Origin of the sequence: Staphylococcus sp. AntiMn-1, from assembly GCF_001663395.1 — a bacterium.
Classification (GTDB): Bacteria; Bacillota; Bacilli; order Staphylococcales; family Staphylococcaceae; genus Staphylococcus; species Staphylococcus equorum.
Genome location: NZ_CP012968.1, coordinates 1,489,591 through 1,502,291, shown reverse-complemented (window position 1 = coordinate 1,502,291; position 12,701 = coordinate 1,489,591). Strand labels below are relative to the sequence as shown.

The 12,701-nt window shown below is 37.5% G+C and carries 7 protein-coding genes; all 7 read left to right on the top strand.

The annotated features are described in order from the left end of the window. Positions 1–185 precede the first annotated feature (185 nt). The 7 genes from rpoB (at position 186) to tuf (ending at position 12,586) form a co-directional block, all read left to right on the top strand. Positions 186–3,737 (top strand): DNA-directed RNA polymerase subunit beta, encoded by a 3,552-nt coding sequence (gene rpoB / locus AOB58_RS07385; RefSeq protein ID WP_002508569.1) that lies wholly within the window; start codon positions 186–188, stop codon positions 3,735–3,737. Positions 3,738–3,905: 168 nt separating this feature from the next. Then, positions 3,906–7,502, top strand: a complete 3,597-nt coding sequence (gene rpoC, locus AOB58_RS07380; protein WP_162492977.1) for a DNA-directed RNA polymerase subunit beta' — start codon at positions 3,906–3,908, stop codon at positions 7,500–7,502. A gap of 159 nt (positions 7,503–7,661) precedes the next feature. Then, positions 7,662–7,916: a ribosomal L7Ae/L30e/S12e/Gadd45 family protein gene (locus AOB58_RS07375; protein WP_002508567.1), complete on the top strand. Its 255-nt coding sequence runs from the start codon at positions 7,662–7,664 to the stop codon at positions 7,914–7,916. Between the two features lie 95 nt (positions 7,917–8,011). Continuing rightward, positions 8,012–8,425 (top strand): 30S ribosomal protein S12, encoded by a 414-nt coding sequence (gene rpsL, locus AOB58_RS07370; protein ID WP_057511711.1) that lies wholly within the window; start codon positions 8,012–8,014, stop codon positions 8,423–8,425. 70 nt (positions 8,426–8,495) lie between these two features. Then, positions 8,496–8,966 (top strand): 30S ribosomal protein S7, encoded by a 471-nt coding sequence (rpsG, locus tag AOB58_RS07365; RefSeq protein ID WP_002508565.1) that lies wholly within the window; start codon positions 8,496–8,498, stop codon positions 8,964–8,966. Between the two features lie 119 nt (positions 8,967–9,085). Beyond that, positions 9,086–11,176 (top strand): elongation factor G, encoded by a 2,091-nt coding sequence (gene fusA / locus AOB58_RS07360; protein ID WP_064783202.1) that lies wholly within the window; start codon positions 9,086–9,088, stop codon positions 11,174–11,176. Between the two features lie 222 nt (positions 11,177–11,398). After that, the gene (gene tuf / locus AOB58_RS07355; RefSeq protein WP_002508563.1) at positions 11,399–12,586 is read left to right on the top strand and encodes an elongation factor Tu; all 1,188 of its coding nucleotides are present in this window, start codon (positions 11,399–11,401) and stop codon (positions 12,584–12,586) included. The last annotated feature ends 115 nt before the right edge of the window (positions 12,587–12,701 follow it).

Sequence of the window (12,701 nt, the reverse complement as noted above, 5' to 3'; positions counted from 1 at the left end):
TCTGATATAGTAATAGAATGTAAAAATTTATGTTCAATAAGTGTGTACTTTTACGTGTAAATGAACAATGTATATGAGGTAAAATGGAAAATGGTGTCATTTGGTATGCTACCGTTTTCTTTTTATCTCATTATATTGGCTCATTTAGTAAAAGTAAACACGCAATTTTTGAGGGGTGAATCTGTTTGGCAGGTCAATTTGTCCAATATGGAAGACATCGTAAACGTAGAAACTATGCGAGAATTTCAGAGGTATTAGAATTACCGAATTTAATTGAGATTCAGACTGAGTCTTACGAGTGGTTCTTAGAAGAAGGTTTATTAGAAATGTTTAGAGACATTTCTCCGATTGAAGATTTCACAGGCAATCTTTCTTTAGAGTTTGTAGATTATAGACTCGGAGAACCGAAATATGATTTAGAAGAATCAAAAAACCGTGATACAACGTATTCTGCACCTCTACGTGTAAAAGTACGTCTAATCATCAAAGAAACTGGCGAAGTGAAAGAGCAAGAAGTATTTATGGGCGATTTCCCATTAATGACAGATACAGGTACATTCGTAATAAATGGTGCTGAACGTGTAATCGTTTCACAATTAGTTCGTTCACCATCCGTATACTTCAATGAAAAACTAGATAAAAATGGTCGTACAAACTTCGATGCAACAATTATTCCTAACCGTGGTGCATGGTTAGAATATGAAACTGATGCGAAAGATGTTGTTTATGTACGTATTGATAGAACAAGAAAATTACCATTAACAGTATTATTACGTGCTTTAGGTTTCTCAACTGATCAAGAAATTGTTGATCTTTTAGGTGAAAACGAGTACTTACGTAATACTTTAGAAAAAGATGGTACTGAAAATACTGATCAAGCATTATTAGAAATTTATGAGCGCTTACGCCCTGGCGAACCGCCTACAGTTGAAAATGCTAAGAGCTTATTATATTCTCGTTTCTTTGATCCGAAACGTTATGACTTAGCTAGTGTAGGTCGTTACAAAGCGAATAAAAAACTTCATTTGAAACACCGTTTATTCAATCAGAAATTAGCTGAACCAATTGTTAATACTGAAACAGGTGAAATTGTAGCTGAAGAAGGTACAGTCTTAGATCGTCGTAACTTAGATGAGGTTATGGATGTACTAGAAGCAAATGCAAATAGTGAAGTCTTTGAATTAGAAGGTACTGTTATTGATGAACCTGTTGAGATTCAATCAATCAAAGTATACGTTCCGAACGATGAAGAAGGACGTACAACTACAGTGATTGGTAATGCTTTCCCTGATTCAGAAGTGAAATGTATTACACCAGCAGATATTATTGCATCAATGTCATACTTCTTTAACTTGTTAAGTGGTATTGGCTTTACAGATGATATTGACCATTTAGGTAATCGTCGTCTACGTTCAGTAGGGGAACTATTACAAAATCAATTCCGTATTGGTTTATCAAGAATGGAACGTGTTGTACGTGAAAGAATGTCTATCCAAGACACTGATTCTGTTACGCCTCAACAATTAATCAATATTCGTCCTGTTATTGCATCTATTAAAGAATTCTTTGGTAGCTCTCAATTATCACAATTCATGGACCAAGCTAACCCATTAGCCGAGTTAACACATAAACGTCGTTTATCAGCATTAGGACCCGGCGGTTTAACACGTGAACGTGCTCAAATGGAAGTACGTGACGTTCACTATTCTCACTATGGTCGTATGTGTCCAATCGAAACACCAGAGGGTCCGAATATCGGACTTATCAACTCACTATCTAGTTATGCGCGTGTGAATGAATTTGGTTTCATTGAAACACCTTACCGTAAAGTAGATCTTGAAACACATTCAATAACAGACCAAATTGACTACTTAACAGCTGACGAAGAAGACAGCTATGTAGTAGCTCAAGCAAACTCTGTATTAGATGAAAATGGTCGTTTCGTAGAAGACGAAGTTGTTTGTCGTTTCCGTGGTAATAACACAGTTATGGCTAAAGAAAAAATGGACTACATGGATGTTTCACCTAAACAAGTTGTTTCTGCTGCGACAGCATGTATTCCTTTCTTAGAAAACGATGACTCTAACCGTGCATTGATGGGTGCAAACATGCAACGTCAAGCAGTGCCATTGATGAATCCTGAATCACCATTCGTAGGAACTGGTATGGAGCACGTGGCAGCACGTGACTCTGGTGCAGCAATTGTTGCAAAACATAAAGGCCGTGTTGAACACGTTGAATCTAATGAAATTCTTGTACGTCGACTTATTGAAGAAGATGGTCAAGAATATGAAGGCGAATTAGATCGCTATCCATTAGCTAAATTCAAACGTTCAAATACTGGTACATGTTATAACCAAAGACCTATCATTGCTACTGGCGATGTAGTGACTAAAGGCGAAATTTTAGCTGACGGTCCTTCAATGGAACTTGGTGAAATGGCATTAGGTAGAAACTTAGTTGTTGGTTTCATGACTTGGGACGGTTATAACTACGAGGATGCCGTAATCATGAGTGAACGTCTAGTTAAAGATGACGTATACACTTCTATTCATATTGAAGAGTATGAATCTGAAGCACGTGATACAAAACTAGGACCTGAAGAAATCACTCGTGATATTCCTAACGTTTCAGATAGTGCACTTAAAAACTTAGATGACCGCGGTATTGTATACGTAGGTGCTGAAGTTAATGATGGTGACATCTTAGTCGGTAAAGTAACGCCTAAAGGTGTAACAGAATTAACTGCAGAAGAACGTTTACTACATGCAATCTTCGGTGAAAAAGCACGTGAAGTTCGCGATACATCATTACGCGTACCTCATGGTGCAGGTGGTATTGTTCTAGATGTTAAAGTCTTTAACCGTGAAGAAGGAGACGACACATTATCACCAGGTGTTAACCAATTAGTTCGTGTGTATATCGTTCAAAAACGTAAAATACACGTTGGTGACAAAATGTGTGGTCGACATGGTAACAAGGGTGTAATTTCTAAACTTGTTCCTGAAGAAGATATGCCTTATTTACCAGACGGTACGCCAATCGATATCATGTTGAACCCACTTGGTGTTCCATCACGTATGAATATCGGACAAGTATTAGAGCTACACTTAGGTATGGCTGCTAAAAACTTAGGTATTCACGTTGCTTCACCAGTATTTGATGGTGCGAGTGATGATGATGTATGGTCAACAATTGAAGAAGCTGGTATGGCTCGTGATGGTAAGACGGTATTATATGACGGACGTACAGGTGAACCATTTGATAACAGAATTTCAGTTGGTGTAATGTACATGCTGAAACTTGCTCACATGGTTGACGATAAATTACACGCACGTTCAACAGGACCTTACTCACTTGTTACGCAACAACCACTTGGTGGTAAAGCACAATTTGGTGGACAACGTTTCGGTGAGATGGAAGTATGGGCACTTGAAGCATACGGTGCTGCATATACACTTCAAGAAATCTTAACTTACAAATCCGATGATACAGTAGGTCGTGTGAAAACATATGAATCTATTGTTAAAGGTGAAAACATCACTAAACCAGGTGTTCCTGAATCATTCAGAGTATTGATGAAAGAATTACAAAGTTTAGGGTTAGACGTTAAGATTATGGACGAGCATGACAATGAAATTGACATGCAAGACAATGAAGATGATGATGTCGTTGAACGTAAAGTGGATCTTCAACAAAAAGAAGCGCCACAATCACAGAAAGAAATTACAGACTAATTGCATTTAAGTTTATAAAAGAATACACCAAGTTAAGGTACAATACTTGTTCGTATTTGCCTTAATCTTGGTTATTCCATTATTGATATAGAGCAATCAATCAATTTGCACAGCTAATCTAAATTGAAGGAGGTAGGCTCCTTGATTGATGTAAATAATTTCCATTATATGAAAATAGGACTTGCTTCACCCGAAAAAATCCGTTCATGGTCTTTTGGTGAGGTTAAAAAGCCAGAAACAATTAACTATCGTACTTTAAAACCAGAAAAAGATGGTCTATTCTGTGAGAGAATATTTGGACCTTCGAAAGACTGGGAATGTAGTTGTGGTAAATACAAACGTGTACGTTATAAAGGTATGGTTTGTGACAGATGTGGAGTAGAAGTAACTAAGTCAAAAGTGCGCCGTGAAAGAATGGGCCATATTGAATTAGCTGCGCCTGTATCACACATTTGGTACTTCAAAGGTATTCCAAGTCGTATGGGTCTTTTATTAGATATGTCGCCAAGAGCGTTAGAAGAAGTTATTTACTTCGCTTCTTATGTTGTTGTTAACCCAGGTCCAACTGGTTTAGAGCAAAAGACATTATTATCTGAAGCAGAATTCAGAGAGTACTATGATAAATTCCCAGGTAAATTCAACGCCAAAATGGGTGCTGAAGGTATCAAAGAATTACTACAAGAAATCGACTTAGACGCTGAACTTAAACAACTAAGAGATGAGTTAGAATCAGCAACAGGTCAAAGACTTACACGTGCAATCAAACGTTTAGAAGTAGTTGAATCATTCAGACATTCAGGTAATAATCCAGCATGGATGGTGTTAGACGTACTTCCAATTATCCCACCAGAAATCAGACCAATGGTTCAATTAGATGGTGGACGTTTTGCTACAAGTGATCTTAATGATTTGTATCGTCGTGTTATTAACCGTAACAACCGTTTGAAACGTTTATTAGACTTAGGTGCTCCAGGCATCATCGTCCAAAACGAAAAACGTATGTTACAAGAAGCTGTTGATGCACTTATCGATAATGGTCGTCGTGGCCGTCCAGTTACTGGACCAGGTAACCGCCCATTAAAATCTCTTTCTCATATGTTAAAAGGTAAACAAGGACGTTTCCGTCAAAACTTATTAGGTAAACGTGTTGACTATTCAGGTCGTTCAGTTATTGCAGTTGGACCTAGCTTGAAAATGTACCAATGTGGACTACCTAAAGAGATGGCATTAGAATTGTTCAAACCTTTCATCATGAAAGAATTAGTTCAACGTGAAATTGCTACAAACATTAAAAATGCGAAAAGTAAGATTGAACGCATGGATGATGAAGTTTGGGACGTATTGGAAGATGTTATCAAAGAACACCCAGTACTTTTAAACCGTGCACCAACACTTCACAGATTAGGTATTCAAGCATTTGAACCTACATTAGTTGAAGGTCGTGCAATTCGTCTACATCCACTTGCTACAACAGCTTACAACGCTGACTTTGATGGTGACCAAATGGCGGTTCACGTACCATTATCTAAAGAAGCTCAAGCAGAAGCACGTATGTTAATGCTTGCAGCACAAAATATCTTAAACCCTAAAGATGGTAAACCAGTTGTAACACCTTCACAAGATATGGTGCTAGGTAACTATTACTTAACTTTAGAGCGTAAAGAATCAGTGAATACTGGTGCGATTTTTAATGATACAAATGAAGTGTTAAAAGCTTATGCGAATGGCTACGTACACTTACATTCACGTATTGGTGTACATGCTAAATCATTTAATAATCCAACATTTACTGAAGAACAAAACAAAAAAATCTTGTTAACTTCAGTTGGTAAAGTTATATTCAATGAAATCATTCCGGATTCATTTGCATATATTAACGAACCAACACAAACTAATTTAGAAAATAAAACACCAGCTAGATATTTCATATCTGCTACTGAATTAGGTGAAGGCGGATTAAAAGAATACTTCGATAATCAAGAATTAATTGAACCTTTCAATAAAAATTTCTTAGGAAATATTATTGCAGAAGTCTTCAATCGTTTCAGCATCACAGATACTTCTATGATGTTAGACAGAATGAAAGACTTAGGATTCAAATTCTCAACTAAAGCAGGTATCACTGTTGGTGTATCTGATATCGTAGTATTACCAGATAAACAAGAAATTTTAGATGAACACGAAAAATTAGTTGAGAGAATTACGAAACAATTTAATCGTGGTTTAATCACTGAATTTGAACGTTATAACGCTGTCGTTGAAATTTGGACTGACGCTAAAGACCAAATTCAGCAAAAATTAATGGGCTCACTTGATAAAACAAACCCAATCTTTATGATGAGTGACTCTGGTGCCCGTGGTAACGCATCTAACTTTACACAGTTAGCAGGTATGCGTGGACTTATGGCTGCACCATCAGGTAAGATTATTGAATTACCAATCACTTCTTCATTCCGTGAAGGTTTAACAGTGTTAGAGTACTTTATCTCTACCCATGGTGCGCGTAAAGGTCTTGCCGATACAGCACTTAAAACAGCCGATTCAGGTTACCTTACTCGTCGTCTTGTTGACGTTGCTCAAGATGTTATTGTTCGTGATGAAGATTGTGGTACTGACCGTGGTCTACTTGTTTCTGATATCAAAGAAGGTACAGAAATGATCGAACCATTCATCGAACGTATTGAAGGACGTTATTCTAAAGAAACTGTCCGTCATCCAGAGACTGATGAAGTAATTGTAAAACCAGATCAATTAGTAACTGCAGACATTGCTAAACAAATTACAGACGCTGGTATTGAATCAATGTATATACGTTCAGCATTTACATGTAATACACGTCACGGTGTTTGTGAAAAATGTTACGGTAAAAACCTTGCTACTGGTGAAAAAGTTGAAGTTGGTGAAGCAGTTGGTACAATTGCTGCACAATCAATTGGTGAACCAGGTACACAGCTTACAATGCGTACATTCCATACAGGTGGTGTAGCAGGTAGTGATATCACGCAAGGTCTTCCACGTATTCAAGAGATCTTCGAAGCACGTAATCCTAAAGGTCAAGCCGTGATTACAGAAATCGAAGGTGTCGTTGATGACATCAAGATTGCGAAAGACCGTCAACAAGAAATCGTTATTAAAGGTGCTAACGAATCTAAATCATATTTAGCTTCAGGTACTTCAAGATTGAAAGTTGAGGTTGGTCAAAGCGTTGAACGTGGTGAAGTTCTAACTGAAGGTTCAATCGAGCCTAAGAACTATTTATCTGTATCAGGTTTAAATGCAACAGAAAGTTATCTATTAAAAGAAGTTCAAAAAGTTTACCGTATGCAAGGTGTAGAAATTGATGATAAACACGTTGAAGTTATGGTTAGACAAATGCTACGTAAAGTACGCATTATTGAAGCTGGAGATACTAAGTTACTTCCAGGTTCATTAGTAGATATTCACAGCTTTACTGATGCAAACCGTGACGCATTTAAAGAACGTAAACGTCCAGCAACAGCTAAACCAGTCTTACTAGGTATTACGAAAGCGTCTCTTGAAACAGAAAGCTTCTTATCAGCAGCTTCGTTCCAAGAAACAACACGTGTACTTACAGATGCTGCAATTAAAGGAAAACGCGATAACTTACTTGGTCTTAAAGAGAATGTTATCATAGGTAAATTAATTCCAGCTGGTACTGGTATGAGACGTTACAGAGACGTTAAATACGACACAGTTGCACCAAATACAACAGTTTCAGAAGAATCAGAGACAACTAAGATATAATTCTTTTTATTGAATAAACAAAGTGATCGAGATATTATATTTCGATCACTTGTTTTTTATGTTTTTTGAAGAATTTATCGTATTTAAAGTTGACTCAACAGTAGCTAAGATGTTATTATTATTAAGGTTGATGCAAGCAGAACTTTGGAGGATATTTTAATGTCTAATGAAAAAGTTGCACGCTTTAACAAACAACATCATGTTATTGGACTTAAACAAACGCTTAAGGCTTTGGATAAGAACCAAGTTACATCATTGATTATTGCTGAAGACGTTGAAGTTCATTTACTGACTCGCGTGTTAAGTCAAATCAATCATAAACAAATACCTGTTTCATTTTTCAAAAGCAAGCAAGCTTTAGGAGAATATGTAGGTATTAACGTTAATGCAACAATTGTTGCGTTATTAAAATGAGATTAGTAAGAATTATTCTTACTAAATTTTATTTGCCCTTGAAATGAACCACCTGGATGTGTGGGATTATAAATGATGAGAGGAGGAAACATTCAATGCCAACTATTAATCAATTGGTACGTAAACCTAGACAAAGCAAATCAAAAAAATATGGTTCACCAGCTTTGAACAGAAACTTTAACAGCAAAAAGAAAAAATACACTAGTTTAAACTCTCCACAAAAACGTGGTGTTTGTACTCGTGTAGGTACTATGGCTCCTAAAAAACCTAACTCCGCGTTACGTAAATATGCCCGTGTACGTTTGTCAAACAGTATCGAAATTAATGCGTATATCCCTGGTATCGGACATAACTTACAAGAACACAGTGTTGTACTTGTACGTGGTGGACGTGTAAAAGATTTACCTGGTGTACGTTATCACGTTGTACGTGGTGCGCTTGATACTTCAGGTGTAGATGGACGTAGAAAGAGCCGTTCAAAATACGGAGCTAAAAAACCTAAGAAATAAGTTTAAGATTCCGTAAATTTTCGCAATAAATTTAAAAAATATACTATAATAGGAAGGGAGGATTTACATTATGCCTCGTAAAGGATCAGTACCAAAAAGAGACGTATTACCGGATCCAATCCACAACTCTAAATTAGTTACAAAATTGATCAACAAAATCATGTTAGATGGTAAACGTGGGACAGCTCAAAGAATTCTTTATTCTGCTTTCGACTTAGTTCAAGAACGTAGTGGTCGTGAAGCTGTTGAAGTATTCGATGAAGCTATCGACAATATCATGCCAGTATTAGAAGTTAAAGCTCGCCGTGTAGGTGGTTCTAACTATCAAGTACCAGTTGAAGTTCGTCCAGAACGTCGTACGACTTTAGGACTTCGTTGGTTAGTTAATTATTCGCGTCACCGTGGTGAAAAAACTATGGAAGAGCGTTTAGCTAACGAAATCTTAGATGCAGCCAACAATACAGGTGGCGCAGTTAAGAAACGTGAAGACACTCACAAAATGGCTGAAGCTAACAAAGCCTTCGCTCACTATCGTTGGTAGGATAGTAGCTTTATCCCTGAGCATGTTCCACATTGATAGTTTACTATCTACGGCGCGTGCTTAGGGCATCGCCATATTTATAGTATTTATTCGCAGTTATACTGGAAGGAGAAAAATACATGGCTAGAGATTTTAGTTTAGACAGAACTCGTAATATCGGTATCATGGCCCACATCGATGCTGGTAAAACAACTACGACAGAACGTATTCTTTACTATACTGGACGCATCCACAAAATTGGTGAAACTCATGAAGGAGCTTCACAAATGGACTGGATGGAACAGGAGCAAGATCGTGGTATCACAATCACTTCTGCTGCAACAACAGCGGAATGGGATAATCACCGTGTAAATATCATCGATACACCAGGACACGTAGACTTCACTGTTGAAGTTGAACGTTCATTACGTGTACTTGATGGTGCAGTAACAGTACTTGATGCACAATCAGGTGTTGAACCGCAAACTGAAACAGTTTGGCGTCAAGCAACAACTTATAGTGTGCCTCGTATTGTCTTCGTAAACAAAATGGACAAAATGGGCGCTAACTTTGAATATGCAGTTAGCACTATTCATGACCGTTTGCAAGCTAATGCACAACCAATTCAATTACCAATTGGTGCTGAAGATCAATTTGAAGCAATTATCGACTTAGTTGAAATGAAATGTTTCAAATACAACAATGACTTAGGAACTGAAATTGATGAAATTGAAATTCCTGAAGATCATAAAGAAAGAGCTGAAGAAGCTCGTTCAGCATTAATTGAAGCTGTAGCTGAAAGTAATGATGAATTAATGGAAAAATATTTAGCTGACGAAGATATTTCTGTTGCTGAATTGAAAGATGCTATCCGTCAAGCAACAAATGATATTGAATTTTATCCAGTTCTTGTTGGTACAGCATTCAAAAACAAAGGTGTTCAATTAATGCTTGATGCAGTAATTGATTACCTACCATCACCATTAGACGTTAAACCAATTGTTGGCCACCGTGCTGATGATCCAGAAGAAGAAGTTATCGCAAAAGCTGATGACGATGCTGAGTTCGCTGCTTTAGCGTTCAAAGTAATGACTGACCCTTATGTTGGTAAGTTAACATTCTTCCGTGTTTATTCAGGACATATGTCATCTGGTTCATACGTTAAGAACTCTACGAAGGGCAAACGTGAACGTGTAGGTCGTTTACTACAAATGCACGCTAACTCTCGTCAAGAACTTAACACTGTATACTCAGGAGATATCGCTGCTGCGGTAGGTCTTAAAGATACTGCTACTGGTGATACTTTATGTGGTGAGAAGAATGACATTATCTTGGAATCTATGGATTTCCCAGAACCTGTTATTCACTTATCTGTTGAACCAAAATCTAAAGCTGACCAAGACAAGATGACTACAGCTTTAGTTAAGTTACAAGAAGAAGATCCAACATTCCATGCACACACAGACGATGAAACTGGACAAGTTATCATTGGTGGTATGGGTGAACTTCACTTAGATATCTTAGTAGACCGTATGAAGAAAGAATTTAACGTTGAATGTAACGTTGGTGCTCCAATGGTTTCATACCGTGAAACATTTAAGCAATCAGCTCAAGTTCAAGGTAAATTCGCTCGTCAATCTGGTGGTCGTGGTCAATATGGTGACGTTAAGATTGAATTCGCGCCTAACGAAACTGGTGGCGGTTTTGAATTCGAAAACGCTATCGTTGGTGGTGTAGTTCCTCGTGAATACATTCCATCAGTTGAAGCCGGACTTAAAGATTCAATGGAAAACGGTGTATTAGCTGGTTATCCTTTAATTGATGTTAAAGCTAAATTATATGACGGTTCATACCATGATGTCGATTCATCAGAAATGGCCTTCAAAATTGCTGCATCATTAGCGCTTAAAGAAGCTGCTAAAAAATGTAACCCAGTTATCTTAGAACCAATGATGAAAGTAACAATCGAAATGCCTGAAGAGTACATGGGTGACATCATGGGTGACGTAACATCTCGTCGTGGACGTGTTGATGGTATGGAACCTCGTGGTAATGCACAAGTTGTTAATGCTTTTGTACCACTTTCAGAAATGTTCGGTTATGCAACATCATTACGTTCTAACACTCAAGGTCGCGGTACGTATACTATGTACTTTGACCACTATGCAGAAGTTCCAAAATCAGTTGCTGAAGAAATTATCAAGAAAAACAGTGGTAATTCAGCAGAGTAATTAAATTTATTTTGTAAGATAGCAGTCTATCTGTTAATTGCATGTAATGCTTAATTATGTAGCTTACAGTTTTATCAATTGATTTTTTAGCTGAAATGCATTATAAAGGTACTATATAGTCCTTTATTACAAGTAACAAATATTCTTCTCGTGACAGTGAGTAACTGTCATGAGAGATAAATTTAAAAAAATAATTTTCTAACGAATAGGAGAGATTTTATAATGGCTAAAGAAAAATTTGACCGCTCAAAAACCCATGCCAATATTGGTACTATCGGACACGTTGACCATGGTAAAACTACTTTAACAGCTGCAATTGCAACTGTAATGGCAAAAAATGGTGACACTGTAGCTCAATCATATGACATGATTGATAACGCTCCAGAAGAAAAAGAACGTGGTATTACAATTAATACTTCACATATCGAGTACCAAACTAATTCTCGTCACTATGCTCACGTTGACTGCCCAGGTCACGCTGACTATGTGAAAAACATGATCACTGGTGCTGCTCAAATGGACGGCGGTATCTTAGTAGTATCTGCTGCTGATGGTCCAATGCCTCAAACTCGTGAACATATCTTGTTATCACGTAACGTTGGTGTTCCAGCATTAGTTGTATTCTTAAACAAAGTTGACATGGTTGACGATGAAGAATTATTAGAATTAGTTGAAATGGAAGTTCGTGACTTATTAAGCGAATATGACTTCCCTGGCGACGACGTTCCTGTAATCGCTGGTTCAGCATTAAAAGCGCTTGAAGGCGTTGAAGAATATGAAAACAAAATCTTAGAATTAATGGACGCTGTTGATGAATTTATCCCAACACCAGAACGTGATTCTGACAAACCATTCATGATGCCAGTTGAGGACGTATTCTCAATCACTGGTCGTGGTACTGTTGCTACAGGCCGTGTTGAACGTGGTCAAATCAAAGTCGGTGCTGAAATTGAAATCATCGGTATGCAAGAGGAATCAACTAAGACAACTGTTACAGGTGTTGAAATGTTCCGTAAATTACTAGACTACGCTGAAGCTGGCGACAACATTGGTGCTTTATTACGTGGTGTATCACGTGATGACATCTCTCGTGGACAAGTTTTAGCTGCGCCTGGTACTATTACACCGCATACTAACTTCAAAGCAGACGTTTATGTTTTATCAAAAGAAGAAGGTGGACGTCATACTCCATTCTTCACTAACTACCGTCCGCAATTCTATTTCCGTACTACTGACGTAACAGGCGTTGTTACTTTACCAGAAGGTACTGAAATGGTTATGCCTGGCGATAACGTTGAAATGCAAGTTGAATTGATTTCACCAATCGCTATCGAAGATGGTACTCGTTTCTCTATCCGTGAAGGTGGACGTACTGTTGGATCAGGCGTTGTAACTTCAATTATTAAATAATAAATAATTTCTATCTTTGATAGATATTTTAGGAGTCTCCTTTATGGAGGCTCTTTTTTTATATAGAAGCCCTTATCACAAAAAGTGATTAGGGCTTCTTAATGCAATAGCAAAG